23 protein-coding genes are annotated in these 26,224 nt (G+C 60.1%); 9 read left to right on the forward strand and 14 right to left on the reverse strand.

All coding sequences use genetic code 11. The features are described 5' to 3' along the window. From PMI29_RS09240 to PMI29_RS32865, 3 genes are all read right to left on the reverse strand, one after another. Nucleotides 1-962, reverse strand: a 962-nt coding sequence (locus PMI29_RS09240) for an ArnT family glycosyltransferase (protein WP_008000747.1), incomplete at its 3' end; no start/stop codon positions are given. A gap of 179 nt (nucleotides 963-1,141) precedes the next feature. Continuing rightward, the gene (locus PMI29_RS09235) at nucleotides 1,142-2,638 is read right to left on the reverse strand and encodes a methyl-accepting chemotaxis protein (RefSeq protein WP_008000748.1); all 1,497 of its coding nucleotides are present in this window, start codon (nucleotides 2,636-2,638) and stop codon (nucleotides 1,142-1,144) included. A 298-nt stretch (nucleotides 2,639-2,936) separates the two neighbouring features. After that, nucleotides 2,937-3,071 carry a hypothetical protein gene (locus PMI29_RS32865; RefSeq protein WP_008000755.1) on the reverse strand — a complete coding sequence of 45 codons (135 nt, stop codon included), beginning with the start codon at nucleotides 3,069-3,071 and terminating at the stop codon, nucleotides 2,937-2,939. A 273-nt stretch (nucleotides 3,072-3,344) separates the two neighbouring features. Here PMI29_RS32865 and PMI29_RS09230 point away from each other — a divergent pair, with 273 nt between their 5' ends. Further along, entirely contained in the window at nucleotides 3,345-3,539 is a 195-nt protein-coding gene (locus PMI29_RS09230; RefSeq protein ID WP_008000757.1) for a hypothetical protein, read from the forward strand. Nucleotides 3,540-3,594: 55 nt separating this feature from the next. Next, entirely contained in the window at nucleotides 3,595-3,780 is a 186-nt protein-coding gene (locus PMI29_RS09225) for a hypothetical protein (protein ID WP_008000758.1), read from the forward strand. Nucleotides 3,781-3,862: 82 nt separating this feature from the next. Here the strand turns inward: PMI29_RS09225 and PMI29_RS09220 are convergent, their stop codons facing one another. Beyond that, a complete protein-coding gene (locus PMI29_RS09220) occupies nucleotides 3,863-4,135 on the reverse strand; it encodes a hypothetical protein (RefSeq protein WP_008000761.1) in 273 nt (90 codons plus the stop codon). Between the two features lie 499 nt (nucleotides 4,136-4,634). On the opposite strand from PMI29_RS09220, the gene PMI29_RS0130325 reads away from it, so the two are divergent. Beyond that, nucleotides 4,635-4,958, forward strand: coding sequence for a low molecular weight protein tyrosine phosphatase family protein (locus PMI29_RS0130325; protein WP_033052556.1), 324 nt, complete (start codon nucleotides 4,635-4,637; stop codon nucleotides 4,956-4,958). Nucleotides 4,959-5,014: 56 nt separating this feature from the next. Here the strand turns inward: PMI29_RS0130325 and PMI29_RS09215 are convergent, their stop codons facing one another. The 5 genes from PMI29_RS09215 to PMI29_RS09195 form a co-directional block, all read right to left on the reverse strand. Beyond that, nucleotides 5,015-6,493 (reverse strand): DUF1254 domain-containing protein, encoded by a 1,479-nt coding sequence (locus tag PMI29_RS09215; protein WP_050548084.1) that lies wholly within the window; start codon nucleotides 6,491-6,493, stop codon nucleotides 5,015-5,017. Nucleotides 6,494-6,843: 350 nt separating this feature from the next. Next, complete coding sequence (locus PMI29_RS09210) at nucleotides 6,844-7,749, reverse strand: transporter (protein ID WP_008000765.1); 906 nt, start codon at nucleotides 7,747-7,749, stop codon at nucleotides 6,844-6,846. A 159-nt stretch (nucleotides 7,750-7,908) separates the two neighbouring features. Further along, complete coding sequence (locus PMI29_RS09205) at nucleotides 7,909-8,700, reverse strand: hypothetical protein (protein WP_008000767.1); 792 nt, start codon at nucleotides 8,698-8,700, stop codon at nucleotides 7,909-7,911. A gap of 115 nt (nucleotides 8,701-8,815) precedes the next feature. Beyond that, the gene (locus PMI29_RS09200; RefSeq protein WP_008000769.1) at nucleotides 8,816-10,309 is read right to left on the reverse strand and encodes a DUF1254 domain-containing protein; all 1,494 of its coding nucleotides are present in this window, start codon (nucleotides 10,307-10,309) and stop codon (nucleotides 8,816-8,818) included. 46 nt (nucleotides 10,310-10,355) lie between these two features. Continuing rightward, nucleotides 10,356-11,810 (reverse strand): DUF1254 domain-containing protein, encoded by a 1,455-nt coding sequence (locus PMI29_RS09195; RefSeq protein ID WP_008000771.1) that lies wholly within the window; start codon nucleotides 11,808-11,810, stop codon nucleotides 10,356-10,358. 606 nt (nucleotides 11,811-12,416) lie between these two features. Here PMI29_RS09195 and PMI29_RS09190 point away from each other — a divergent pair. From PMI29_RS09190 to PMI29_RS09180, 3 genes are all read left to right on the forward strand, one after another. Next, on the forward strand, nucleotides 12,417-13,775 hold the full coding sequence (locus tag PMI29_RS09190) for an MATE family efflux transporter (RefSeq protein WP_008000773.1): 1,359 nt from the start codon (nucleotides 12,417-12,419) through the stop codon (nucleotides 13,773-13,775). Nucleotides 13,776-13,981: 206 nt separating this feature from the next. Beyond that, a complete protein-coding gene (locus PMI29_RS09185) occupies nucleotides 13,982-14,653 on the forward strand; it encodes a phosphoribosyltransferase (protein ID WP_008000776.1) in 672 nt (223 codons plus the stop codon). A gap of 136 nt (nucleotides 14,654-14,789) precedes the next feature. Beyond that, nucleotides 14,790-15,359, forward strand: a complete 570-nt coding sequence (locus PMI29_RS09180; protein ID WP_008000778.1) for a YceI family protein — start codon at nucleotides 14,790-14,792, stop codon at nucleotides 15,357-15,359. A gap of 298 nt (nucleotides 15,360-15,657) precedes the next feature. On the opposite strand, the gene PMI29_RS09175 is transcribed toward PMI29_RS09180, so the two are convergent. Continuing rightward, complete coding sequence (locus PMI29_RS09175; RefSeq protein ID WP_008000790.1) at nucleotides 15,658-19,050, reverse strand: Ig-like domain-containing protein; 3,393 nt, start codon at nucleotides 19,048-19,050, stop codon at nucleotides 15,658-15,660. A 509-nt stretch (nucleotides 19,051-19,559) separates the two neighbouring features. On the opposite strand from PMI29_RS09175, the gene PMI29_RS09170 reads away from it, so the two are divergent. Further along, complete coding sequence (locus tag PMI29_RS09170) at nucleotides 19,560-20,282, forward strand: GNAT family N-acetyltransferase (protein ID WP_008000793.1); 723 nt, start codon at nucleotides 19,560-19,562, stop codon at nucleotides 20,280-20,282. Between the two features lie 135 nt (nucleotides 20,283-20,417). On the opposite strand, the gene PMI29_RS09165 is transcribed toward PMI29_RS09170, so the two are convergent. Next, nucleotides 20,418-20,858 carry a hotdog fold domain-containing protein gene (locus tag PMI29_RS09165; RefSeq protein WP_008000794.1) on the reverse strand — a complete coding sequence of 147 codons (441 nt, stop codon included), beginning with the start codon at nucleotides 20,856-20,858 and terminating at the stop codon, nucleotides 20,418-20,420. 165 nt (nucleotides 20,859-21,023) lie between these two features. Here PMI29_RS09165 and PMI29_RS09160 point away from each other — a divergent pair, with 165 nt between their 5' ends. After that, nucleotides 21,024-21,644, forward strand: a complete 621-nt coding sequence (locus PMI29_RS09160) for a TetR/AcrR family transcriptional regulator (protein WP_008000796.1) — start codon at nucleotides 21,024-21,026, stop codon at nucleotides 21,642-21,644. Between the two features lie 288 nt (nucleotides 21,645-21,932). Here PMI29_RS09160 and PMI29_RS09155 read toward each other — a convergent pair whose 3' ends face one another. Both PMI29_RS09155 and PMI29_RS09150 read right to left on the reverse strand, forming a co-directional pair. Further along, nucleotides 21,933-23,063, reverse strand: a complete 1,131-nt coding sequence (locus PMI29_RS09155; RefSeq protein ID WP_008000798.1) for a DmpA family aminopeptidase — start codon at nucleotides 23,061-23,063, stop codon at nucleotides 21,933-21,935. A gap of 165 nt (nucleotides 23,064-23,228) precedes the next feature. After that, nucleotides 23,229-24,332, reverse strand: coding sequence for an extracellular solute-binding protein (locus tag PMI29_RS09150; protein ID WP_008000800.1), 1,104 nt, complete (start codon nucleotides 24,330-24,332; stop codon nucleotides 23,229-23,231). A gap of 110 nt (nucleotides 24,333-24,442) precedes the next feature. On the opposite strand from PMI29_RS09150, the gene PMI29_RS09145 reads away from it, so the two are divergent. Beyond that, on the forward strand, nucleotides 24,443-25,216 hold the full coding sequence (locus tag PMI29_RS09145) for a helix-turn-helix transcriptional regulator (RefSeq protein WP_008000802.1): 774 nt from the start codon (nucleotides 24,443-24,445) through the stop codon (nucleotides 25,214-25,216). A gap of 121 nt (nucleotides 25,217-25,337) precedes the next feature. Here PMI29_RS09145 and PMI29_RS09140 read toward each other — a convergent pair. Continuing rightward, nucleotides 25,338-26,224 (reverse strand): class I SAM-dependent methyltransferase (locus tag PMI29_RS09140; RefSeq protein ID WP_008000803.1); only part of this gene is annotated, 887 nt, incomplete at its 5' end.

The raw sequence follows: 26,224 nt of genomic DNA on the forward strand, positions 1-26,224 counted from the left end.
CGCCTGCCACTGGCGGTGAAGAACAGAAACAGCAACCCCAGACCCTGGATCAGCCAGCGAACGTTGGGTTCGGTGTGCTTCCAACTGCGCAGGGCCACCCACAGGCCGAGCATCCAGCAGGGTGCCCAGGGCAGGGTGTACACCGGCAGATAGAGCAGATAGGTATAGATCGGGCCGATGTTGTCGAACGGCTTGAAAAATCGAACCACGTTCTCCTGGAACACCAGGCCAAGCCCGCTCGGCCCATAAGTCGGCGTGCCATAGCGGTGCGACAGCATGAACGGCAGCATGTAGACCACACCGCCCAGCAGCATCGCCAGAAACAGGCGCAGATTGAGGTGGTTTCTCCAGCGTCCCTCGCTGAGCAGATGCGGCAACAGCATCAGCCCCGGCAGGATGAACCCGATCAAGCCCTTGAACAGCGACGTCAGTGCCAGCATCAGGAAAAATACGATGTAGCGACTCAGTCGGGTGTCATTCGGGCCGCGCCAGTACCACCAGACAGCCGCCAAAACACCGCAAACGGTTAAAATGTCGGCCGTGGCGACCCGCGCCCAGAACACGAAAAAGAACGTCGTCGCCAGAAACCAGCCGGCAATCAGACCGGTGCCTTTGCTAAAGAGCCGTTCACCGATCAGATAGACCAGCCAGACACTCAGCCACGCCGCCAGAACCGAAGGCAAGCGCAGCGACCAGTGCCCGAGGCCGCCCATCAAGTGGGCAGTGGCCGCAATCAACCAATAGGAAGGCAGCGGCTTGTCGTAATAGGGCATGCCCTTGAGATAAGGGTCGAAATAATCGCCGGTTTGCAACATTTGCAGCGCGATGTTCGCCCAGCGCGTTTCCGCCCCCCAAAGCTCCCTTGCCCCCAACCCGACCAGCAATAGAAACGCGGATACGCCGAGCAGAAGGATCAGTGCACCCTGGTCACTTTTCAGAAACCTGACTAACGAATTTTTCATCACTATTTCGCACGTTGCGTGAAGCGGCTGGAGCAACAAGGCTATCCGGCGGAATGTGATGGGATTGTCAGTAGATTGCGAATAAACCATTAGTTCTGTTTGAGGCTTGGTTGCTCCATCAAGTGATGTAAGGCTGTGATTTACAAGATGAAAAATTGTTCATGTAAACCACGACGCCATCATTGATGAAACGTACGCCCCAGTGCATCCAGCCGCGTGGCAATAGGCGGCAAGCGCCGACTGCTCAATGCCAGAGTCTCCACATCATCCGCCGTGTTTTGCGCAATGCTCTGCACCGATTGCAGGCGACCGACAATCTCGAAACTCGTCGTGGATTGTTCGCGGGTCGTCGTGACAATCCGCCCATTGAGTTCATCGATCTGCGAGATATCGCTGCCAACCGCCTGCAACATCGCCGCCGCCAACTGACTGTCCTCGACACAACGCTCCACACCTTCGCGGCTGTCCTGCATGGCCTCCACGGCTTTGCGGCTGCCTTGCTGCAAGGCCTCGATGATGGTCCTGATTTCCTTGGTGGACACCGCCGTGCGCTGCGCCAGGCTGCGCACTTCGTCGGCTACCACGGCAAAGCCCCGGCCTTGCTCACCGGCGCGGGCGGCTTCAATCGCCGCGTTGAGCGCCAGCAAATTGGTCTGCTCGGCAATGCTGCTGATTACCTCCAGCACCGAACCGATCTGCTGCGCCTGCCCGGCCAGCTCCTGCACGGTCTGGTTGGTACCTTCCAGGCGCGAGGCCAACTGGGTGATTTCCTGTCGCGCACGGTTCACGCTTTCCTGACCGCGAGTGACTTGCGCACTGGCCTGGCCGGCATGTTCAACGGCATGTTCGACATGCACCACGATGTGCTCCATCGCATCGCCCATGCGTTGCATTGACCCTGTCATCTGCGCGATTTCCGTCAGCTGATGCTTCGCGCCTTTCTCCAGCGTATTACTCGCCTTGGCCAACTCCTGGCCCAACTGACCCAAGCCGTGAGAGTCACGCACTACCCCGTCGACCAACGCGGTGATCTGCATCAAAAACTGATCGAAACGCTGCGCCAGCGACACATGCTCCCGCGCTTTGTCACTCTGTTCGGCATTGGCGGTGAACTGCGACGTGGTGGCGAGCATTTTGTCCAGCATGTCCTGGCTCTCCACCGCATCGGCCTGGCTGTGCACCGCCAGATACAGCAGTGCGACCGTCTCCATCACCACATAAAAAGCGTGAACGAACACCATCGTCCAGCCACCGTGATGCGCCATCACATATACCGGAAAACCCTGGTGCTGCAGCACATGAAACACCACGTGATGCAGCGCAATCACCACTGCCGCCACCAGAATCGGCAGCCAGTCCCGATAAAACGTCAGCACCGCCAACAACGCAAAAATCCCGAAGTGCGACTCAATGACCCCCTCGGCCTGATTGATATGCAACGCTGCCATCACCATCAAGCCAACGCCCAGCAAACAGCGCATCAACCGCGACCCGCCGATGGCTCGGTACAACAGCGTCAACAACACACTGGTGCCACCGCCCACCAGCAGCGCCTGCTTGAACGTGTCATGCCAGAACGCCAGGCCGATAGCGAAAGCGAACATCAGCCAGATCAGGCCCAGCATGATGCGGTCGGCTTTGCGGTAGTGGTCGAGGAAACGAGGGGGGAAGGGCATGTACGCTTACTCCATGTAAATGAGCCAGAAAAATGCAGGGTTTATGGCAACACGGGACATCGCGAAAAGCTGGGTGCGTTAAAGGTGCAGACGTTTTCAGAGTCAGGGATGAGAATCTGTTGGCGGCGTGGTCGAGGTGTATTTGAGAATTCGTGGAGAGCGTAGCCCTTGGCCATCATTCTTGGCAGTTACGACGTCGCTCGCGCAAAACAATGTCCGATATAGAGGCAAGTAATGCTGAATTGGCGGGGGGAGTACGACGGGCTCCGTTGCAAAGCCTGTCGTACACCCGAGGTCATTACGACTTCTTCGGCGGATAGTTGCCGCGCAAGCCACCGGACTTGTTGCCGGTTTTGCTGGGCAGGCTTGGCACAACCGGACGGGATCTGGGTTGGGGGTTGGAGCGGCTTTGGGGTTGAGGTTGTTTGCTCATGCTCGCCTCCTGACTGTCAGGGCTTCGCGAAGTGGTTTACTCATGAAGTTTAGCTAATCGACTGTGGGCAGGATCGATTGGCACTTTGGGGGGATGTGTTGTGAGCGATCAGCTTTTCTTTTTCGGCTCCATTCTCGGATTTTGCCTACAACTTCGGCAGGAGTAACCCACTATTCCAAAAGTGAAAAACGGGAAATATTGACCGGGCAGAAAGGGGGGATCACCGGCCGTTCGGGGAGAACCTTTTGAACAGCAAGCCCGAAGGGATGAGCCATGCTACAAAACGACCGTGACAATCTGGAGCTCGACAAACTGCAAGTCGAAATCCGAAGGTCCATGGCCGAAACCCGAAAACTCACGGCAGAAGAGCGCAAGCTCAGGCAAGAGACCTTCTGGTACCCGATCGCGGTGGGGGCTGGTATGGTGACCGCTATCGTCGCCGCCGTCAGCCTTTGGGCGAAGTTTTGAGCATTCGTACTCGCCACAGCAGACACGACTCGTGACCCACACAGGAAGTAGCAGTATGTCCACACAACATACGAATCAATCCAGCATTGAACAACTGCACCGCGACGTTGCAGCTTTTGCCGAAGAGATGCGTAGACCCGCCCCGAACGCGATCCGCTCTGCTGTGGTGCCGTTCAGCATCGGTGCCGCCCTGGCTCTGGCAATCTTTGTTGTCATCGCCATTGTTGTCCGACTGATCTAGTCTTTTACCCTTCCGCCGTCCTCAGCTGTCGTTGGGGACAGACAAAAAGAAGTACACAGACGCCTTCGACACCCAAATGTAGTCACTCTTCCACCTGCGCCCGCAACCACCGCCCAATCACATCCATCAAGTCACAACCATCCCGCAACGGAATGACCAGCAGTTTGGAAAAGTCCGACAACACCACCGTGTCACAACCAATCTCGGCGCGATAAGCAATGTTCTCCAGTACCTGCGTTACCGTGCGAATGCGGTAATCCGCCATGGCTTGCAGGACGTCGAGTGGGGCTTCGGTATCAATGAGCAGGGAAGTCGGAACCAGGTCGATTCCGGTGAGAGGCATATATCGATTCATTTTGAAGATCTCTATTTGATTGGCTTAAGCCGTCACTCAGTCGTCGCCAAACGAATGGGTGGCAGCTGTGCGCAGGTTGGCGAACCGGCAATAGAGAAAACCGGCAGACCCGAGGGTCTCCCGCGCACAGCCGCCATAACAGCGGCTTTGCGGGTGCGATGATACCTGCAATGAAGCGGATAGCCTTCGCATTCTCTATGATCAGGTCGCCAAACCCGAATCGCCATTTGGGCGACGGGGCTGACTATAGGCCGCATGCAATCAGCGCGATAGGTGAGGAATTCCGAGCTTTATGTAGGACCTTTGATGATGAAAACTCGGACCTTTCGTGTCTCTTTGTTGAAAATTTAAACACAGAGCAGCAGCGATAATTTGCAGTGCTCTCAACCCCACCAACCGCCACGACCCAAGGTAGCTGACGGCACGCCCCATCTGCTTCAACATAAAACAGTGTCCCGTTCCCACTTCGGGGCACGAACACTGTCTGGAGTCATCCGATGTGAACGTTCTCTTCATCTGCAGCCAGAATCGGCTGCGAAGTCCGTCGGCCGAGCAACGGTTCGCTGATTGGCCCGGCGTGGAAACAGCTTCAGCAGGTGTCGACTACGGGGCTGTTGTTCCCGTGAGCCCTGAGCTGCTGCAGTGGGCTGATTTGATATGTGTGATGGAGCCGATCCATCGACAAAAACTGACAGCGCGATTTTTCTCCGAACTGACAGGCAAACGTATCGTCTGCCTGAACATACCTGATGAGTTCCAGTTCATGGAGCCTGCGCTGATCAAGCTGCTGGACGCGAGTGTGACGCGGTATTTACCTTCCTGAGAAAGGGCAGCCCCCCGGAAAATGCCGGGGGGCTGTGCGATCTGGCGCGCCCGGTTCTATTTCGATACCACGATGCCTGCTGGCTTCCACGTTCCCTTGCCGGCCGGCAGGATCGAAGGCGGTGTCTCCTTGGGCCAATAAAGGCGCATCACCAGGTAGATCGGACCGTCGGGGGCGGGCAGCCAGTTGCCTTCCAGTGCCTTGCCGGGCGAGTCCCGCTGAATGTAGAGGGTGAGCGCCCCGTCCTTGCTTTTCTTCATGCCGGGCAGCATGGGCGAGTTCAGCAGGTAGCGGTCGATCGGGTTCTTGATCAGGAGCTGGGTCTTGCCGTCGTACATGGTCACCGACCAGAAGGCGTTCACCGGCGGCAGCTGCCCGGCGGGGAAGGTGAGCGTGTAGTTGTGTTTGCTGCCGTCCAGTGGCTTGCCGAGCGCTGTGGTGCGGGTGATGGGATAAGTGGCTTCCACTGCATCATTGCCGTAGATACCGCCCTTGGCCGCGCCCGCGCGCATCAGCCAGTTGCCGTTGTAGAAATGACGGTCGCCAAAGAACGAACCGATGTTCCAGCCATTGACGTCCTTGAGTCCGCCGGACAACCACTTGTCCACCTTTTCGTCGCCTTCCTTCATGCCGAGCAGGACGGCGGCCTTGTGTTCAAGCGAGAGATCCTTGAACTCGAAGCTCTTGCCCGGCCCGATGCCGATTCGCGCGATTCGGGCCCGAATCTCCCTGTCTTCCGGCGTTGGCGGCACGTACTGCAGCGCGGCATCGAGGTACTCGAAGAAGTTCTCCTTGATCCCCGCTGTGGTGGCCGGAAGGAAATTGACTACCGGCGATGCAGGCGGCGCCGGTTGCTTCAGAAACGCCGACAGCGGCTGGACTTTGTAGCCCGACTGCACCTTCATCACGTTCGGCATGTCCTTGGGATTGAAGAGCTGGGTTCGATAGCCTGCAACCGTGAAGGGCGTTGTCGAATGGAAGACCTTGTTGATGCCCGGTGGCGTGGAACCCTTCCAGTCAGGCCCGACCACCAGGTAGTTGCCCGGGCCGTTCCCCGTGGCGCGGCTGCCGATGTAGCCGTAGTTGTAGGTATTGCCGTCGATCAATTGCACCGAGTAATAACGCTGCTTTTCGACTACCGGTACCGTGAGCACCATTGGCTCGGCGCGCAGGTCCATCCAGAGGAAGGAGTAGGGGGTGTCGCTGTTGGGGGTGACAACGGCCGTGTCCTGGTAGGTGAAGACGCGGGGTTCGTTCTTGATCTGGTTGAAGGGGGCCTTGAACTGTGGGCCGTTCTTGTCCACGGCGTACTCATACATCACCGCATAGTTCATGACGATCGGCAGTCCGTAGATGAAGGCTTCCTCGGCGATGGCCTTCGTCTCGGTGAGGCTGGGTGCGGCAATGCCCCTGGCTGCGTCGGCTTTCCCGGCCTGGGCCACGGGATCGTTCTGGCTGGCGCAGCCTGCAATCAGAGCCGCCGAGGCGGCAGCGATTGCGATCCATTTCATGCAGGTTGAATATTCCGGTTTCATCATAGTGTTGCTCCCGTCACCACAGTCCTCTCTGCCCTGGATGTCCTGATCAGCGATTGGATGCGCCGAGGGCTCCAGCTGGTTTACTGCCGTACACGAGCATAGATCATTGATCGGAAAAAGCAGGCAGCGGGTTCATGAGGCCAGCCGGGCACCGCATTCGGCGCCCGTTACCACGCAATACTGAATCTCAGCGCTGATGCGCATTGGCAACTTGCCGAATTTAAAGATTCACCCCCGCTCCCGGCCTGGGTCGCTGGCCGGGCAGACGAGCTGGCCGGTTGTCAGCAGTGCACCCATGAACGTAATACCTGATCGCATCCATACAAAGGGCATTGATCAGCATTCCATTACCAGGCGTATTGCAAGCGCAAGGTCCAGGTCTCCACATCAGGTGAGCCGCTGCGCTCCGACACCGTATCGGAATATGCCAGCAGACCACCGAACTGGGGCGCCAGCATGAATCCCATGCTGGCGCCGAGCAGGCCGTTTTCCTGTTTGTTGTCTTGCCAGTCCCCATTGATCCTGGTCTCGCCGCCGCGGCTGTAGGTCGCGTCCAGAGAGGCCCAGAGTGCACGGTTGAAGGTGTAGCTGTAGTGCCCCTCAACGGCGTACAACGGCTTCTGCTCGAGTTTGCCATTACCCTGGTAATCGTTGTTGTCGCCATACAGCGAAACGTAGCTGTTGATCTCCAGCCACGTCGGGCCGATCGGCGTGCCGAAGGCAACTTCCGGCTTGAACGCCCAACGATTGGAGCCGATGTTGATCACCCGATTCTTGTTGTAATCCCCTGTGGGCGCGGTGATCCAGAGCGCTCCTGTGACAAAGGTTTCCGGGGTCCAGTTGGCGAATTCCTCTTTGGTCAGCGCCGGGCCACCAAAGAGGTTGTGAACCAGTACGAACTGGGTATCGGCCATGCCGCCGTTGCGCTTCGTGCCGTTGAAAAACTGTGCATTGTCGAAAGAGGCTGAAACATCAGCGTAGGGTTGCAGGATCTGGATCGCACTGTTGCGCCCATCAACTGAAAATGAGTGGGCGTAACGGGCGATATACAGATCGGCATCCAGCGACAGACCATCGAGCGGCAAAGAGGTGTCGATGGGAGTGTTGGTCTTGATTCGATTGTAATAGCCGAACACCATGTCCAAGTCGGTCGGCAAGTTTTGCCAGTCTCGAGCATTGTCGGCGAAACCGAGCATGGGGGGCAGCGCCAGGGTGGCGACGCTGAAGCAGCCCAGTCTTGAAAATGAACCCATTGTGTAGCTCCTTGTGGCGGTGAACCTGCTGCTCTTGATTTACAGGTTTACCGGGGGGCAGCAGCGGTTGTTTCCATTCACCATTGGCGACTTCCGGCTAAGGCAGACAGCTGCGTAACGCGCCATAAAATCGACCTTTCAGTGCCGGTAAAAATATCCTTATTTTCCAAAAGTGACGTTGATACCGGCGAACAGGGTGAACTGCGGTAGACCGTCGCCCTTACGCTCTACAGTCCATTGCGGCTCAATGAAAGCGTTGAGAATATTGCTAGCGGATTTCCAGGCCTTGCCCATGCCCAGCCCGATGGGGATGTAGTGGGTGTCGTTCTTCAGGTCGTAGGTCCAGATGCCGGTCGAACGCAGGTACCAGCCTTTCTCCAGGTTGTGGATGATGAACGGCTGGAAAGTCGCAGACTCCACGTGCGGTCGGTCGTGATCGCCGGCGAACGAACTCTGGTATTGAACCAGTGCGCCAAGCAGCCCGCGTGGCGAAGCGTCGATGGCGATGGCGGAAAGTCCGGCCTGCCATTTGCCAGTCCCCAATTCGTCTTGCCCTGCGGTCGGCGCGGTGATTTGCGGGCCGACACCCAACTGCACGCCTTCGGTCTTGAGCAGGAAAATGTCGAACAGGTTCAGGTCGCCGATGCCGGTGCTGTAGCCGTTATGCGGATCGGGGCGGGTGCTGACGGGGAGGGTGACGCGCAGTAGCTGCGGGACGCCGATGAAGTCATTCGCAGCCATCGGCAGCGCGCCACGCAACAGGGCATCGTTGGTGTGAGCGTTGGTATCGAACAGCTTGGGTGTGTAGTAATCCTGAAGGTTGACGCCAGGCGCCAGGTTCAGCGGGTTGTTGCTTTTATTGGCTGTATCCGCGTTATCCGCTTGTACGCACACTGCGAGCGGAGCCAAAGTTGATAAAAATATGGCTCGCGCAAGAAGATGTCTGCTCATGAATACTGTCCCAATCAAAGCGGTTTCGGCAACTACGTAAGAGGCGCTTGGCGTGTCGCTTGCTGGCTTGTTCGCATTGCCCCTCGTTTAGTAACGGGGCAATGCGAGGCCATCGTTACTGTTTGATCAAATCACTGGGCTTCCAGCTCTGATCGAAAAACGCTTGCTTGGGGCCATACAAACGCACAATCACCAGGAAGCCTTTGCCCGGTACGGTACGAATCCAGTTTTTGCCAGTGCCCGGTGATTCCGGGCCGAAATAGATGTCGGTCGAGCCGTCGCCATTCGGTGCCGGTTTATCCATTTGATTGAGCGACGGGAACGGTTGGCCGTTGTCGAGCCCCGAGGCGGTGAGGTTGTCGTAGGCAGTCACTGACCAGAACAACGCCGCCGGCACATTGGCGGGCAGGTTGAGCTTGTAGGTGTGGGCGCCATCGAGGAACTTGCCATCGGCATCGCGCGAGGTGGCAGGATACTTGGCCCCGGCACCGACCATGTTCATCACCATGCCCGGGCTGTCGGAGTAGGCTGAAGTGAAAAAGGCCACGCGCTGTTCCAGGTTGGTGAATGTGCCGCTGGACTGGAACTCGGTGTTCTCCCCGGCGAAGGTATTCACGTACTGACGGTCCTTGTAGTACAGGCCGCCCGGTTCGTTGACCAGCAGATTATTGCTGACCACCTTGCTCATCTTGAACGCGGTGCGCGCCGCGTCATCCAGCAGCTTGCGCCGCCCGGCATCCGGGGCGAAGGTCTTGCCCTTTTCGATGCCGATGGTGTGCAGGAAGCCGCGCATGTCCATGTCCGCCGGATCCACCGCCTCAGACTCGATGAAGCGAGAGAGCAGGTCGAAATAACGGCCGTCCTGGGGGAACAGCATGTTGATCGGTGCACCGGTGGCATCGGGGAATTGCATCGCCAGGGCTGAATCCTTCTTGCCCAGCGGATAGATCTTCGTGCGCTCGACTTCGGCCACCGGCACGCTCAGGTCTTTCGGGTCTTTGAAGAAGGTGCGCCAGAACAGGAACACGTTGTTGGTGCGCGAACGGTAGACGTAGCCCTCGGTGGGTTCCGGACCGGTATAGCCAGGGGGCAGTAGCACATAGGTGCCGCCCTTGCCCTTGTCGGGGCCGGCCAGGCCGACATCGCCGCGCCAGGTCTTGCCATCGATGGTCGGCCCGACAATTGGCCGCTGGAAGAAATCATCGAACATCCCCTGTACGCCGGGCGGTGCTTCGACCACCAGTGGGCCGTAATTTTTCAGGTCCAGATAGCTCATGGCGTAGACCAGGTCGGAGTTCGGCGTGGTCACCAACGTCTTGGCGTTGATGCGTTTTTTCCAGGTCGGCAGAATGTTGTAGCCGGCACCGAATTGTTTCTCCGACGCTTCCTTCATCGACCAGATGTTGATGGCTGGCAAGGCCCACAGATACGACTGCACGGCGCGCTGGAAAATCAGCTCGTCAGTCAGGCTGCGGGCGGTGGCCTCGGTCGGGAAACCGTTTTTGAAGGGCTGGTTGGCCAGTTCCTCGTAACGCGACGCGGCATCGGCGACGCCGCTCAGAGAGACCGCCACTGCCAGGGCGGTCAGGGTATTACGCAAGCTGCTCATGGGATGTCCTTATGTGGCGCAGATTGAAGGTGATGCAGGCACAGCCTCAGTTGAGCTTGACCACCGCTGGCGGTGTCCACTGGCCGTTCATCGCGGCAGCTTCGGGCCAATAGGCTCGAACGTAGAGCGAGAAGTCGGCGCCCTTGGGCGCGGGCAGCCAATTGCTTTCCTTGTCGGCACCCGGGGACTCGCTCTGCACGTACAGGGTCAGCGAACCGTCGGCATTGGGTTTGAGCGACTTGTTCTTGGTGCCGAGGGAATAGCGGCCCAGCGGGTTTTCCGCGAAGAAGTGTTGCTCGTTATACAAGGTCAGTGACCAGAAGCCCTTGACCGGCGGCAAGGCGTCCTTGGGGAATGTCACGCTGTAGCGCCTGCCACCATTGAGGCGCGCGCCGGACTGATCCAGGTCTTGATAGAAGTACTTGGTCTCGATCTGCTTGTTGACGAAGATGTTCGAGCGGGCAACCGCCGTGCGCAGGAAGTAATCGGTACCGAACGCTGCGCCGTTGTCGATGGTGCTCCAGTGATTGGGCAACTGCTTGCCATAGTTGCGGAACTGCAACAGCGGCTTGACCACCTCGGCGTCGGACTTTTGCGCCTCGTCGATCATGGCCTTTTTCAACTCCGGATCACGCTGGGCGATCTGTGCCAGTGTCGACAGTTGCGCATAGCGTGCTTCTTCGCCGGGCAACGGCTTGGCATCCTTGAGGATCGCCGGCAGCTCATCGAAGAATTTTTCCGGGAGCACCCAGCGGGTTTCTTCAGCGCCTGCCGTTTCTGCGGGGAATTTCGGCGACTTGCTCCAGTCACGCTGCTTGAGTTTGCCGTCGTACCTGGACACCGGGTACATATCGATGCCGGACAGGTACGGCTGAATCGCCTTGCGATCCTCGGCCGTGTCGTCCTGGAATACCCGTGGAATCACGAAACCGGTGTTGGTTTTTGCGCGAAACACCTGGGTGATGCCCTCAGGCACCTTGCCATTCCAGTCCGGGCCCACCAACAGGTAGAAGCCGGGCTTGGTGCCGTACATCTTGCCCAGCTGCGCGAAGCTGTCGGAACGCAGATCCACGACCTGATAAACCCAGAACCGGTCAGCGAAATCCGGCACCTGCAATACCACCGGCTCGAGATCCAGCGCAATGCTGCCGGCGCCGTAGACCACGTCCTGGTTCGGACAAGCCACCAGGCGTTCCCCCGGCGAGATGTAATCGGTGAGCATCGACAGATGATTGATCGGCGCCACGGGCACGATGCCGCCCATCAGGCCGGCTTCCGGCAGGTCCTTGAACTTCTGCCGCCGGTTATAGATGTTGGCCATCGGCCAACCCCAGAAATACGCCTCGCGCGCCATCATGCGCACATAGGTTTCGGTCACCTTTACATCCGCTTCAGGGCCGGACACCTGAGCCATCGGCTCACTCTGTGCCTGCACGCCAGCCGCCCCGAGAAACACCGCCGTCGCGAGCAGGCAGCAGGCAAATAGAGGAGTCTTGTTCATGAGGGAGCGTCCTTGCTTTGGAGTTTTCGAGAGACTTGACTGGATAGCAACCAGACCGAAAGAAAATCTAGCAGACGAATTTGATTCGACCAGAAAAAGGCATGAGGACAGGGGGTTTTTATTTCTTTTTTCACTAGGCTAGAGTCCCGGATGACCATCATGCTGACCTGAAAGCCCGGTCAATTCCGGGCGTTCAGTGGGCCTCGCTGTGAAGCCTCAGGGATCATGCGGTGGGATGACCGGACGCTTACAAACATCGTCTTGAAGTCTGCGTTGTTACGTAAAATCTATCCTGCGCCCGCAAACTCCGACCAGTCTCGTCACGATAGGCAATGCTCTCCAACACCGGCGTCACCGTGCGTATGCGGTACTCCGCCATGGCTTGCAGAACGTCGAGCGGGGCTGGCTATAAGCGGCATGAAATCAGCGGAGAAGGTGAGGCATTCCGAGCTTTGTGCAGGCCCCATAGATGATGAAACTTCAGATCTTCCACATCACGTCGCTGGAAATATAAACACAGACCTGAGATGTTCATTACCCCCTGGTTTTGACTCACCGAAGCCATCGTCAATCAGCCCTCCCGCCGTCGAGATGGACCTCTATCCAATGCAAACCCCAACCCCCCAACGCCCCCTCTGGAAAACCTACCTGCTTTTCCTCGCCCCGATGGTCCTGTCGAACTTCCTGCAATCCATGTCCGGTACCGTCAACAGTATCTACATCGGCCAAATGCTCGGCACCCAAGCCCTGGCGGCCGTATCCGGCATGTTCCCCATTGTTTTCTTCTTCATCGCCCTGGTCATCGGCCTCGGTGCTGGCGCCGGGGTGTTGATCGGGCAGGCATGGGGCGCGCGGGAGACGCATCTGGTGAAGGCGATTGCCGGGGCGACATTGTTGTTGGGGCTGTTGATCGGGTTGGCGGCGGCGGTGGTGGGGAGTGTGTTTGCGCGGTCGGCGTTGGTGGGGTTGGGGACGCCGGGGGATGTGCTGGACGATGCGGTGGCGTATGCCCATGTGATGTTGTGGATCATGCCGTCGCTGTTGGTGTTTGTGTTGTTCACGCAGTTGTTGCGCGGGGTGAGCGATACGTTGTCGCCGCTGTTGGCGCTGGTGGTGTCGACCATTGTGGGGTTGGCGCTGACGCCGGCGTTGATTCGCGGGTGGATCGGGTTGCCGCCGATGGGGATTCAGAGTGCGGCGTTTGCCGGGTTGGTGGGTAACCTGGTGGCGATGGGGTTGTTGGCGTGGCGGCTGATTGGCAAGGGCCATCCGCTGGCGCCGGACCGGGAGTTCTTTGCGGCGATGAAGCTGGACATGGCGATTCTCGGCAAGGTGCTGCGCATCGGTTTGCCCACCGGGTTGCAGATGGTGGTGTTGTCGCTGTCGGAGTTGGTGATTCTGGCCCTGGTGAACCGGCACGGTTCCCAGGCGACGGCGGCGTACGGCGCGGTGACGCAGATCGTCAATTACGTGCAGTTCCCGGCGCTGTCGATTGCGATTACCGCTTCGATCCTGGGGGCGCAGGCGATCGGGGCCGGGCGCATCGAGCGCATGGGGCCGATTCTGCGTACGGGGTTGATGATCAACGTGTGCCTGACCGGTGGTCTGGTTGTATTGGGTTACTTGCTGTCGCAGTGGTTGCTGGCGTCGTTCCTGACCGAAGAGGCGACGCGGAGCATGGCCCGGCACTTGTTGCACATCATGCTCTGGAGCCTGTTGGTGTTTGGTTTCCAGGCGATCATCGGCGGCATCATGCGCGCCAGCGGCACAGTGATGGTGCCGGTGGCGATTTCCATTGTGTGCGTGGTGGGCGTGCAGTTGCCGGCGGCGTATCTGCTGGACGCGAAGTTCGGGCTGCAAGGGGTGTGGATGGCGTTTCCGGTGGCGTATCTGGGGATGCTGGTGCTGCAGACGTTGTATTACAAACTGGTGTGGCAGCATCAGAAGATTGAGCGGTTGGTGTAGGCGGGACGCGGCGGGAGGGGCATGCTGTTCACTGAACCTTGTGGCGAGGGGGCTTGCCCCCGTTGGGCTGCGCAGCGGCCCCAAAAACTTCAAGGTAATTCTCGATTTTTGTGAGCGCTTCGCACTCAAACGGGGGCAAGCCCCCTCGCCACAAAAGGACGGTGTGACTGAAAAAGACAGGCGCGATCGCCTGGGGAGGTTTTCAAATGAGCCCCTTGTCCCATTCCATCCTGCAAGACCGGCCCGCGGCCGGGCGGCGTTTGATTGAGCCGCTGCTGCCTTACGCACATCGCCCCGACGTCATTGTTCTGGCCTTGCCCCGTGGCGGCGTACCGGTGGCTTATGAGGTGGCCACGGCGCTGAAGGTTCGCCTGGACCTGATGCTGGTTCGCAAGCTCGGCGTGCCGTCCCATCCGGAGTACGCCATGGGTGCGATTGCCAGCGGTGGCATCCAGATTCGTAATGAAGAGGCACTGCGGGTGCATCCGATTGATCGCGCCGCGTTCGACGCCGTGGTCGAACGGGAAACCCGCGAACTGCTGCGCCGCGAGAAGGTCTACCGCGGCACGCGGCCGTCCGTGCAGCTCAAGGATCAGGTGGTGATCCTGATCGACGATGGGCTGGCCACCGGTGCTTCGATGAGGGCGGCGATCCAGGCGCTGCGGGTGCAGGCGCCATCGCGCATCGTGGTGGCGGTGCCGGTGGCGCCGATCGAGACGGCGCAGGCGCTGCGCGGCGAGGTGGATGAGCTGGTTTGCCCGCTGCTGCCCGAGTGGTTCACTTCGATTGGCCATTGGTACATGGACTTTTCCCAGACCTCGGATGCCGAGGTGATCGAGCTGTTGCAGCGGGCGTGGCAACGCGGGGAGTGCGGGTAGCGCTGACGGCCATCGGCAGGTGGTCGCAAATCTCCGTGTGAAGTGGAATAAAGGCCGGTTGTTTGCTTTAGTCATCTGATGCCACCCCTCGTGTGCGGCACGCCAACTCAAGACGGGAGCCCTCCCGGAGAGTGCCATGAACCTTCGATCCGCGCGTTGCGTTGTTCTGGCCGGCACGTTGGTGTTCGGCCCGGTGCCGTTCGCTGGAGCCGTGGAATACAAGGATGTGAACGCCAGGGCCAGCACCTTGAGTTTCACCTATGAGCAGATGGGTTCGAGAACCTACGGCACCTTCGGCAAGTTCAAGGCCAAACTGGACTTCGACACCGATAACCCCGGCGCCGCCCATGCCGCGCTGACCATCTACCTGAAGAGCATCGACGCCGGCAGCAGCGACGCCAATGCCGAGCTGCAAAAGCCGGCGTGGTTCGACACCGCGACTTATCCGGTGGCGACCTTCGAGTCGACGTCCATCAAGGCCCTGGGCAATAACAGCTACACCATCACCGGCAAGCTTTCCCTGCGGGGGCTTACTCGGGAAGTGAGTGTACCGGTGAAGCTGAAATCGGAGAGCGCCATCGGCATCTTCGAGGGCCAGCTGGTGCTCAAGCGTGACGACTTCAAGATAGGCAAGGGCGAGTGGGCGGACAGTGTGGTGTCCAACGAGATCAATATCCGCTTTCGGATGGTGGCGCCGCAGCGGTGACTGGAGACCCCATCGATAATTTGCCGGCCATTGACGTGACCATGCTGATGGGAAAATGGAGAGGTTTTTCTGATCGACCGAGGGGCCACCATCGCGGGCAAGCCCGCTCCCACAGGGGATCTGCGTCGAGCATAATTTCTGTGCTCACTGAAGATCCTTGTGGGAGCGGGCTTGCCCGCGATGGCGTTGTAACAGTCAATACAAAGGCTGAGATTAATCAGGCCTCGGCACCACCGTACGATCCACAAAAAAAAGCGCCCGGTCCACATTGCATGGACCGGGCGCCGATCACTGCGCTCTAGTGCACTGGCACCGTCACGGTTCTGCCGAAGGCCGATGTGACAGTCGCCGTCGCACCAGGCGACGGGCCACTGCCGACGGTCGTCACCGCTATATTCCAGCGCGCGCCTGTAGCCGTAGGCGTCAGGGTGGCGGCGCCAAGGTTCAACGGACCGGATGTGGTCGTGACAGTCGCCGTGATGGTATTGCCCGTGCCACGCGTGGTGGTGCCGGACAGGACCCAATACCAGCGGTTGTTGCTGCGGGCGATGACGGTAGCGCTGGTGACGATCAGGTTCTCGACGACCACTGCCCCGACCGCCACGGACACCGTCGCCGGTGCCGATTCCGCACCCTTGGCATCGGCGGCCTTATAGACAAAGGTCGCGGTGAACGGCGTGAGGACCGAGGCCGGTCGTGTGTAGATCACGCGCGTACCATCGGTGCTGACCACGCCCTTGCCGGAGTCCGGTTGCTCCAACCCCACCACTTTCAGTGGCACATTACCGTCAGGGTCGGTGTCGTTGGCCAGGACGTTGATGGTCAGCGGTTGGTCGTTGCTGCTGATGGCGCTGTCGGGGTTGGCAATCGGTTTTTGGTTATCGCCGTCGTTATTGGCACGGGTATCGCCAGTGCGGAAGGTTGGCAATGCGGAGGAATTGACGTAGGTGACGCCATCCCAGCCGGGCAGGGGCGCTGGCATCAACTGGAACTGGCCGGGGTGCTCGATATCCCAGCGCAGCAACATGGACGTGTCCTCGTGCTGGGTGTTGTGGCAGTGCTCCATGTAGGTCCCGGCGAATTCCCGGAAACGGACCGCCATTTCCACATCCACCGAGCTGTCGATGCCCTCGCCGATGCGATAGACGTCCTTGCGGGCCCATTTTTCCCATTCCGGCGGCGGGTTGCCATCGCGGTGGAGGATGATCCCCTCTTCGAAGTGCACGTGCACCGGGTGGTTCCAGCCGTTGCCGCCGCTCTTGATTTTCCACACCTCAAGGGTGCCGTCGCCGGAGAACCCGGCAGGGGTCGGGCCGTTGGCCAGTTGCGGAGCGGCGCTGATGATTCGAGTGTCCATGGGGAAGCCGAATTGACCACCGTCGGTCTTGATCGTCCAGGGTTCCTGGTCGGTGCCGTCGGAGCGGCCGAAGATGAACTCGCGATGCCGTGCCACCTTGAGCTTGGCCTGCACCACCGGATCATCGCGGTTGAGGGTCAGCGGGATCATGGTCTTGCCGGCCGGCTTGCCCGGTTTGGCGGGTTCGTAGTCGGCGGGGTTCATGCTCACGTCCTGGCCGGTATAAGGCTGGACCACCATCTGCATGAACTTGCCCACCGCCGGGTCGCCGCCGTCCCATTCCAGCCCTTTGCTGCCCGACTTGAGCACCGCCTTGTACTTCCCGGACAGCACGTCGGCCAGGCTCAGCAGTGTAGCCTCCGGCCCCTTACCGTCGTGGTGCTCCATCAGGTTGACGAAGTACAGCTTGTCGCCGGTGTTGATCCCGTTTTTCGCGAAGTTGACGATGATGTCGTAACGCTCGGCGATGCCCATGGTGGGCAGGATGGCGTTGTGGTTCTGCAGGTCACCGTTACCTTCCAGGTCCATGCTGCCGTCGAACGGCACAGCATGTTCCATAAGGTTGCCGTCGTTAGCGATCAAGTGGAACGGCACCCGGGTATAAGACACGCCGGAGCCTGCCGGCCCGGGGAATTCGCCGCCGGTGCCGGCGACTTCACGCACCAGTGCGATCCTCAAGTAGCGCGACACCGAGCCATTGAGGATGCGGAAGCGATAGCTGCGCGCCCGCACGTTCAGGCGCGGCTGGTACTGCCAGTTGACCAGGATCTGATCGCCGAGGAAGCCGTCGGTGTTGAACGGGTTGAACCACAGTTGGCCATTGGCGTCCCAGGCCTTGTCGGCCACCATCAGGTTGACGTCATAGTCGCGGTTGCCCCAAGGCAGCGCCGAACCGCTGGGCAGGCGCAGGTTGACGCCGTCTTCGAAGGCTTCGTTACCGCGATCCAGGGCGCTGTAGTAGTTCATCATCACCGCGTTGCCCTTGTAGACGTTCTGCGCGGTGAAATCGACCATGTGGTCGTGGAACCAGTGGGTGCTCATGGTTTCACGCCAGTCGCCACGGATCTTGATGCTGCCGTTGTTGCACGTCTTGAGGCCTGGAGTGGCATCGTTGACGAACAGGGTTTCGCCAGGGGCGCAAGGGAACGCCGCACGCGGATCCTGAGCGCTGGTGTTGATGGTGTCGTAACCGGCCAGCTGGATCGGCCAGCGATAGTCGTAGTACTGCCCCGGAAAGAAAAACGCACCGGCAAAGCCATCGCTTTCGGCCGGGGAGTGGCCGTTGTGTTCGTGGGTTGTAATGGTGTGCAGGCCAAACCCCATGTTGGCCGCTGGATCGATCGGCAGGGCGTTGTAGTGGCGCATCAGCGCGGCTTGACCGTAACGCACCATCAACAGTTTTGGCGGAAAGGTGCCGTCGAAGGTCCAGAGCGCCTTGTGGTTCTGAATCGGCATGTTGGGGTGAAAACGAACATTTATGCCTTGGGTGGTGCCTGTTATGACCGGGGTGCTCGAAGTCTGGTTGTAGAGCCCGCCAGGCCCGAACTCACCGACGGCGTAGTTGTGCAACTGTCGGCGGTCGCGCATGCCGCTGTTGAGCTGGGCGCCCGCTTGAGCGGTTTTGAAGCCGACCTGTGGGTAGAACTCGTTCCAGCGCTGGTGCGACCAGCCTTTTCCTGGCGGACGACCTTCGGCCGGCGAGCCGACCGGATGGCGGTTGAGGAAGGCTTCGATCTGCGCTTTCCACGGGTTGCGATCCAGCACGTTGGAATACTGCGACGGAAACGGGTACAGCCCCGGCTGGCGCATGAAGGCTACCAGCGCTGTGGGCGAAGGGCCGCTGCGGGCGATGTTGTTCGGGTCCTGCGTGGGCGCCGGGCCGACGAGCGGAACCGGGAAGGTCAGGGGCGGTGCCGGCAGTGTCGGGTCGAGTTTTTCCGTGCCGAATTCTTCGAACAGCAGCAGTTGCTGAGTGTACGGCTGGGCCCCGAACAATGGGCTGGGCTTGCCGTTGGTGGGGATCTTGAATGATGTCTGCAGGGCTGGCGGCAGCACGTTATCAGTCGTTGGCGTGGTGAGGCGGGTGCCATAAGCGCCATTGGGCAGGGCGATGGAGCCCTGGTTGACGGGTGGCATGGCCCGTAGGGCAGCCGCCGCGGCATCGAGGTCGGCCGGCGGGTTGCTATACGCCGAGGGGTCCGTCGGTGGTGGCGGGCCGAAATCATCTAGCGGTACGGCATTGGCGGTGCCGATGCTGACGTTGATCAGCAACACAGCGGCGATGCCCGGTTTTCGGAAAAAACCGAGCGACTGGAGGTCAGGCATTTTTTTCATGTTGTTCCCCTCGGGGCGCGCCGGTGTGGCAGACGTTCGCATTTCGCTCAATGCAAGAGGTGCGCCAATCGCGGGGAGATCGAGGGAGACAAAAACCTGATTGATATCAGAAGACTGGCGATTTGGACTTTAGTCGTAGTGGCCTGGTGGGTGGGAATCCTCACAGTTGGGGGGCTTTACCCATTGATTCCCCCCCATTCACACCGCAGACCGTTGTGGTGGTGGATGCCATCGCGAGCATGCGAGCTCCCACAGAAGATCGAGGAGTGGGCAAAACCGCAGTCCCCTGTAGGAGCGAGCCTGCTCGCGATGAGGCAACTACATCCAGCACAAATTGTGCCTGAGTCACTGCTGTCAGCCTCGAAAACGCAACGCCTCCAGCCGTAACGCAAACGCCGGCGATGCATTTGGCTCATGAATAGGGGGGATGTCTGTCCATCACCCTTCGGACCGCAGGTGTCAGGCGCGCTATGATAGGCGGCCCTTGCCTCCCGGAGCCTGTCACCGCAATGCCCCTGATCAGCCATTTCAAGACCCCGTGCCCCGAGCACATCAATAGCCAGATCCTGCAGATGGTGGTCGACAACCTGACCGACATCAGCATGGTCGCGATCCCGCCTAGCAACCTGCTGTACAACCTCTATCAATACGCGATCGGCTATGAGGTGCATCTGTATCTGGAGGCGCTGAACGGAGAAAAGGGCATTGCCGTGGAGTTGATCGTTGCCACTGACGAAGACGACCCGCAAAAGGTGATTGGCTTTTTGCTGTACCTGCCGGTGCAGGACGACCCCGAGGCTTGCGGCGTGGCGTACATGGCGGTACAGGCCGAATATCGGCGCCAGGGCGTGGCCCGGCGGATGCTGCGGGAGATGGTCGGCCGTTATCCCCATGCCGAGTTGACCTGTGCGGTGGCCAAGGTGCCGTATTTCGAGGCGATGGGCTTTCAGGTAGTGGGCGTGCGTGCGACCCAGGTGTTGATGAACACCCGTGACCACGCCACCGATGGCTTGATGGCGCTGCTGGACGTGGCGTCGATCTACAGCTCGCTGGAGGTGCGGCAGATTCATACCTACCTGCTGCAAAAGCACGGCAAGCGGGCCATGACCGACGCGGAAAAACAACGCGACCGGCATCTGGACCAGTTGACGCGCAAGGCTCAGGAGTTTGTGCGGGAGCGGTTGGGTGATGATGCGGTGCCGGTGTCTGGCCCCCGGTTGCGCCTGGTCTGATCACAATCCACTCAACACTGAAAAAACTGTGGGAGCGAGCTTGCTCGCGATGGCGGCACCACATTCAACATCAATGTTGACTGAACCACCGCTATCGCGAGCAAGCTCGCTCCCACATTTAACTGCGGTCAGCGTTTAGGCCAGCTTCACATTCATGGTGATCCGCGCCGTGAACACCTTCTTGCCCTCGGCATCGTGAATGTCCACCGGCACGATCTTGTCGCCTTCAGTGGTCCAGTCCACTGCATCCCCCGCGGCCACCGCCGTCACATCGCTCTTGGCCTTGGCCAGGTATTCCACGGTCATGCCTTTGGGAATCCAGCGTGCGCCGGCAGGAATGGAGACGTCGGTCATCATCCCGGCGGCCAGTTCGGCGGCGTTGCACATGGCAATCGCATGCACCGTACCCAAATGATTGGTGATCTCCCGGGCAAACGGCACATGCACGGTGGCAGAGCCTTTGCGCAAGTCCTGGACCAGCGGGTTGATGCTGGAGAAATAGGGCGCCACCTGGCAGGCCATTTTGCTGAACCCTTCTGGCCCTGCGCTGTTGAACATGCTGAGGAACTGACTCATTTTTTTGCCTCTTGAGGATGACAGTTTGCAGAACATTATTCCGTAACAGAATAATGTTCTGTGACGGAACAGTATTCTGTCGAAGGGAAATCTGTCAACCTAGCGCCACTTGTTCGCTGGCAACCGCCAGCCTCCACCCATGACTTTTCCGGACTGTTTTTCAGCATGGATACCGCCGATCTGCTCGAACGCTGCTACCCCGGACGACGCGCCGAACTCAAGCGCGACATCTTCAGAAAAGCCCTCGGCCTGTTCAATGAACAGGGGATAGAGGCCACGACCATCGAAATGATTCGCGCCGAATGCGATACCAGCGTCGGCGCGATCTATCACCATTTCGGCAACAAGGAAGGCCTGGTGGCGGCGCTGTTTTTTACCGCCCTCGATGATCAGGCCCGTTTGCGCGACAGCTACCTGGCTGACGCACAAACCACCGAAGCAGGGGTGCATGCGCTGGTGCACAGCTATGTGGATTGGGTCGATAGCCAGCCGGAGTGGGCACGGTTCCAGTACCACGCAAGGTTTGCCGTCACCAAGGGGCCGTTCAAGGATGAACTCGCCACCCGCAACAAGACGCGCAACAAGCAGTTGCTGGAGTGGCTGAGGGCACAGGGTAATGAGCTGGGGAGTTTTCCGGCGGAGTTGATACTGTCACTGATCGTCGGCCAGGCCGACAGCTACTGCCGCGCCTGGTTGTCGGGTCGGGTCAAGGGCAGCCCGAAGGCGTACCGGGACATGCTGGCGCAGGCGGCGTGGCGTTCGCTGTGCATCCCCCAACCCCAATGAAAACCCCCTTGTAGGAGCGAGCTTGCTCGCGATGGAGTGTCAGGCTAAGTGGTGTCACTGACACACCATCGCGAGCAAGCCCGCTTCCACAATGAATAGTGTTGGTTTTCAGAGGCAAAAAAAGAGCCTCAAAGCTCTTTGATGGGGAGGAAGTAGAGCCGAGAGGCTCAAGATGCGCATGAAACAGGCGGTGAGCTTGGTAGGGGTTCAGATCACTCACCACCTGCGCAGCGATTTGAGTCAACAAACGGCTGCGCAAGTTCATCGTAAAAAGACCAAGTGTTTCACTCAAGTACCACTAGTCGCATCCCCCGGCCAGCCGGCGCGGCGCAACGCCTTGAGCAACGTTTCGGCATCCAGCCCCTGCACCCCATGCCCATTGCCTTCGGCGGTGTCGGCGGCGAGCAAGGCATTGATGATGGCTTCTTCCACGGCTTCGGTGGCGGCCAGGAACAGCTCGCTGATGTGGTCGTTGTTGACCATGCTCAGGTTGTCGGTGGTCGGTGCTTTCTTGCTCTCATAGGCGGCCGGTGGCACCTGATCGTTGCCGGTGGCGAAGGCGATGAAGATGTCGCCGCTGTGGTCTTCATTGCCGCCGCCGGTGCGGGCCAGGCCGAGGCTGGCGCGTTGGGCCAGGCGCGTGCACTGGTGTGGCAGCAACGGCGCATCGGTGGCCAGGCAGACCACGATCGAACCCATGCCCGGATGCGGTAACGAGGCCTTGAGGAATGGCGAATCGACCTGTTCCATGTAGCGCCCGACCGGATAACCATCGACGCGCAGTTCATGGCGGATGCCGTGGTTGGCCTGGACAATCGCCCCTACCGTCCAGCCGCCCTGGGCGCTGTTCAAGCGTCGCGACGCGGTGCCGATGCCGCCCTTGAACTCATGGCAGATCATGCCGCTGCCACCGCCGACATTGCCTTCGGTCACCGGACCGCCCGCCGCCGAACGCACGGCCTGGGCCACGTGTTCCGGCTTCACGTGAAAGCCGTTGATGTCGTTGAGCAAGCCGTCGAAGGTTTCCAGCACCACCGGCATGTTCCAGTAGAGACGCCCGTCATCGGGTTGCTGCTCGCGGTCGAGCACAATCAGCGCATCGCGCACCACACCCAGGCTATGGGTGTTGGTGAACGCGATGGGGCTGGTCAGCAAGCCCGCTTCGCGAATCCACTCCAGCCCCGTGGCATCGCCGTTGCCGTTGAGCACATGCACACCGGCAAAGCACGGTTGCTGGCTGGTGGAACCGGCGCGCGGTTCGATGACGGTGACGCCCGTGAGGATGTCGCGGCCGTTGGCGGTGCGTCCTCGTACATTGCTGTGGCCGACCCGTACGCCGGGGACGTCGGTGATGGCATTGAGCGGGCCGGGTTGCAGTTGGCCGATCGGGATGTTCAGGTCGCGGGCGCGTGGTTTCATGGGTTTTCTCATCTTCGATTCGTGGCAGAAAAAAATGGCGGGGCGGATGCTTTACTGTGGGAGCGGGCTTGCCCGCGATGGCGTCATGTCAGCCAACATCAATGCTGAATGTGCTGGCCTCATCGCGGGCAAGCCCGCTCCCACAGGGGAATTGCGGTGTCCTCGTCATTGACCGTTTTTGACCTTGCTCCAGATCCGCGTGCGCACGCGCTCGGTGGCCGGCGGCAGGGGCTGGAGGGTGAACAGGGTGGCCATGGCTTCGGCTGGCGGGTAGACGGCCGGGTTGCTGCGGGTCGCCTCGGCGACCAGCGTCGTGGCGCTGCGGTTGCCGTTGGGATAGTTGAGGTGGTCGCTGACCGGGGCGATGACTTCAGGGCGCATCAGGTAGTCGATGAAAGCCATCCCTTGTTCAGGGTGCGGTGCGTCCTTGAGCAGCACCAGCGTGTCGAACCATACCGGCGCGCCTTCCTTGGGCAGGCTGTAGGCGATCTTCACGCCGTTGCCGGCCTGCTCGGCGGTGGCCTTGGCTTCGAGCATCGCGCCGGACCAGCCGACCGCCACGCAGATGTTGCCGTTGGACAGATCGCTGATGAACTTCGACGAGTTGAAGTAGGCGATGTGCGGACGCAGCTTGAGCAGCAGCGCTTCGGCTTTCTTGTAGTCCTCGGGGTTAGTGCTGTTGGGCGGCAGGCCGAGGTAGTGCAGGGCGACCGGCAGCATCTCCGACGGCGAGTCGAGCATGGCCACTCCGCATTCGCCGAGCCTGGCCAGGTTCTCTTCCTTGAACACCAGGTCCCAGGAATCCACCGGCGCCTTGTCACCCAGCACCGCGCGCACTTTGTCGATGTTGTAGCCGATGCCGTTGGTGCCCCACAGGTAGGGCACGGCGTACTGGTTGCCCGGATCGTTGTTGGCCAGTTTCGCCAGCAGATCGGCGTCCATGTTCTTGAAGTCCGGCATCTGCGAGCGGGGCAGTGGGGCGAGGGCACCGGCCTTGATCAGCGTGGGCAAACTGAAATTGCTCGCCACCACCACGTCGTAGCCGCTGCGGCTGGTGAGCAGTTTGCCTTCGAGTACTTCGGCGCTGTCGAAGGTGTCGTAGACCGGCGCGATCCCTGTGTCACGCTTGAAATCCTGCAGGGTGGTGGGGCCGATGTAGTCGTACCAGTTGTATACGTGCACGGTCGGGGTTTCGACGGCAAAGGCCGACAGCGACACGGCCAGACAGGCGCCAAACCCCAGATTGAAATACAAGCGGTGACGACTCATGATGCGGCACTCCTGGCCTGCTATGGCCGGTGGTAATCAGGAGTTTGCAGCGTATCGACCGGGGTGGCCTTCACCCATTCCCATCATGGGTTACTCAAAAGGGGTAGTGCGTGGACGCGTTGTTGAAAGAGTTGCCGGTGCACCAGGGGCTGGCGCGGGTTTTCACGGCGGTGGGGCGGGACGGTTTCTGGCGTGCGCTGGTCGATACCCTGCGCTTGCTGGTGCCGCTGGACAACGCCCTGGTGGCGCTGATGCGTCCGGGCCATGTGCCGCGCCTGCTGATTGATTTCGATGCCAAGGGCAGCACTGATGAGCACGAAGAACTGGCGGACTACCGCGCCGGCATGTACCTGCTCGATCCGTTCTATCAAGCCGCCTGCGCGGGCATCGCCGACGGCTTGCACAGCCTCGAATCGGTGGCCCCCGACCAGTTCCAGCACAGCGAGTACTACCTGAGTTACTTCAGCACCGTGGTCGGTGGGGACGAGTTGCAGTTCATGGTCAACATCGACGGCGCCGTGCTCGGCCTGTCCCTCGGGCGTTCGACGCGCTTCAGCCTTGAGGAGCAGGGCCGCCTGCTGTGCGTGCGTGACTGGGTGCTGGCAGCGATGCGCCGACACCTGGATTTGCTGCCGCCGGAAGGGCCGGTCGCCGAACCGCCGGCCGGCGATCTGGCGACCTTGCTCGATCGCTTCGACGCACGCCTGACGCTGCGGGAAATCGAAACCGCGCGCCTGATTCTCCAGGGCTTCTCCAGCAAGGCCATTGCCCAGCAAATGGGCATCTCCCCGGAGACAGTGAAAGTGCACCGGCGCAACCTCTATCACAAGCTCAACGTGAACGGGCATGGCGAGTTGTTTGCGCTGGTGTTGCAGCCGCGTTGAACCTTGGTGGTTTGGTGAATGCATTGGCCCCTTCGCGAATAAGCCCGCTCCCACACTGGATCTCGGCTCGTCACAACGCCTATGTGGGAGCGGGCTTGCTCGCGAAGGTCACGACTCGGTGTTACTGCCGAAACACCAACGCCTTCAACCCACACTCGACATCCGCATCCGGAAACTCCGGCGGATTCTCCAGCCGCTGCTCGAACCGCAAGCTCGGTGCTTCGCGGGTCACGCCGTTGATCAGGAAGTCGGCACCAAACGCCGGGTCGTTCATGCACGCCAGCACGGTACCTTGCGGGCTGAGCAACTCCGGCAAGCGGCGCAGCACACGCTGGTAATCCTTGGTCAGCAAAAAGCTGCCTTTCTGGAACGACGGCGGGTCGATGATCACCAGGTCGTACGGGCCTTTGCCGATCACCTTGCCCCAGGACTTGAACAGGTCGTGGCCGAGGAAACTCACTTTGCTCAAATCGTGGCCGTTGAGCCGGTGGTTGTCGCGACCACGGCTCAGGGCCGGGCTCGACATGTCGAGGTTGACCACGTGGGTCGCGCCGCCTTCGATGGCCGCCACCGAAAAACCGCAGGTGTAGGCGAACAGGTTCAATACCCGCTTGCCCTCGGCATTGGCCCGTACCCAGTCGCGGCCGTAGCGCATGTCGAGGAACAGCCCGGTGTTCTGTTTGCGGCCCAGGTCGACCCGGTACTTCAGTCCGCCCTCGGTGATGGTCATTTCCTCGATGACTTCCCCGAGCAGCCATTCGGTGGTGCTTTGCAGCAGGTAGCGATGTTGCAGCAACAGCGTATGGGCGCCGGATTCTGCCCACTGCCCAGACCGGGTGATCGCCATCAGCACCTGCTTCAAGTCTTCCAGTTGCCCAGCTTCCGGCTCCTTGAACAGCGCCACCAGCACCACACCTTGCAGCCAGTCCACGGTCACTTGCTCCAGCCCCGGCCAGCAGCGGCCACGGCCGTGGAACAGGCGGCGGGTTTCGGCGGGGGCGGCTGCCA

Source organism: Pseudomonas sp. GM49 (assembly GCF_000282355.1).
GTDB lineage: Bacteria > Pseudomonadota > Gammaproteobacteria > Pseudomonadales > Pseudomonadaceae > Aquipseudomonas.

What these genes read in the sequence shown, in the direction of transcription:
- PMI29_RS09230 (WP_008000757.1), top strand. Translation starts at nt 3,345, where the DNA reads ATGCTACAAAACGACCGTGACAATCTGGAGCTCGACAAACTGCAAGTC.
- PMI29_RS09180 (WP_008000778.1), top strand. Translation starts at nt 14,790, where the DNA reads ATGAACCTTCGATCCGCGCGTTGCGTTGTTCTGGCCGGCACGTTGGTG.
- PMI29_RS09165 (WP_008000794.1), bottom strand. Translation starts at nt 20,858, where the DNA reads ATGAGTCAGTTCCTCAGCATGTTCAACAGCGCAGGGCCAGAAGGGTTC.
- PMI29_RS32865 (WP_008000755.1), bottom strand. Translation starts at nt 3,071, where the DNA reads ATGAGCAAACAACCTCAACCCCAAAGCCGCTCCAACCCCCAACCCAGA.
- PMI29_RS09160 (WP_008000796.1), top strand. Translation starts at nt 21,024, where the DNA reads ATGGATACCGCCGATCTGCTCGAACGCTGCTACCCCGGACGACGCGCC.
- PMI29_RS09185 (WP_008000776.1), top strand. Translation starts at nt 13,982, where the DNA reads ATGAGCCCCTTGTCCCATTCCATCCTGCAAGACCGGCCCGCGGCCGGG.
- PMI29_RS09170 (WP_008000793.1), top strand. Translation starts at nt 19,560, where the DNA reads ATGCCCCTGATCAGCCATTTCAAGACCCCGTGCCCCGAGCACATCAAT.
- PMI29_RS09200 (WP_008000769.1), bottom strand. Translation starts at nt 10,309, where the DNA reads ATGAGCAGCTTGCGTAATACCCTGACCGCCCTGGCAGTGGCGGTCTCT.
- PMI29_RS09195 (WP_008000771.1), bottom strand. Translation starts at nt 11,810, where the DNA reads ATGAACAAGACTCCTCTATTTGCCTGCTGCCTGCTCGCGACGGCGGTG.
- PMI29_RS09155 (WP_008000798.1), bottom strand. Translation starts at nt 23,063, where the DNA reads ATGAAACCACGCGCCCGCGACCTGAACATCCCGATCGGCCAACTGCAA.
- PMI29_RS09205 (WP_008000767.1), bottom strand. Translation starts at nt 8,700, where the DNA reads ATGAGCAGACATCTTCTTGCGCGAGCCATATTTTTATCAACTTTGGCT.
- PMI29_RS09150 (WP_008000800.1), bottom strand. Translation starts at nt 24,332, where the DNA reads ATGAGTCGTCACCGCTTGTATTTCAATCTGGGGTTTGGCGCCTGTCTG.
- PMI29_RS09175 (WP_008000790.1), bottom strand. Translation starts at nt 19,050, where the DNA reads ATGAAAAAAATGCCTGACCTCCAGTCGCTCGGTTTTTTCCGAAAACCG.
- PMI29_RS09235 (WP_008000748.1), bottom strand. Translation starts at nt 2,638, where the DNA reads ATGCCCTTCCCCCCTCGTTTCCTCGACCACTACCGCAAAGCCGACCGC.
- PMI29_RS09220 (WP_008000761.1), bottom strand. Translation starts at nt 4,135, where the DNA reads ATGAATCGATATATGCCTCTCACCGGAATCGACCTGGTTCCGACTTCC.
- PMI29_RS09190 (WP_008000773.1), top strand. Translation starts at nt 12,417, where the DNA reads ATGCAAACCCCAACCCCCCAACGCCCCCTCTGGAAAACCTACCTGCTT.
- PMI29_RS09215 (WP_050548084.1), bottom strand. Translation starts at nt 6,493, where the DNA reads ATGAAACCGGAATATTCAACCTGCATGAAATGGATCGCAATCGCTGCC.
- PMI29_RS09210 (WP_008000765.1), bottom strand. Translation starts at nt 7,749, where the DNA reads ATGGGTTCATTTTCAAGACTGGGCTGCTTCAGCGTCGCCACCCTGGCG.
- PMI29_RS09225 (WP_008000758.1), top strand. Translation starts at nt 3,595, where the DNA reads ATGTCCACACAACATACGAATCAATCCAGCATTGAACAACTGCACCGC.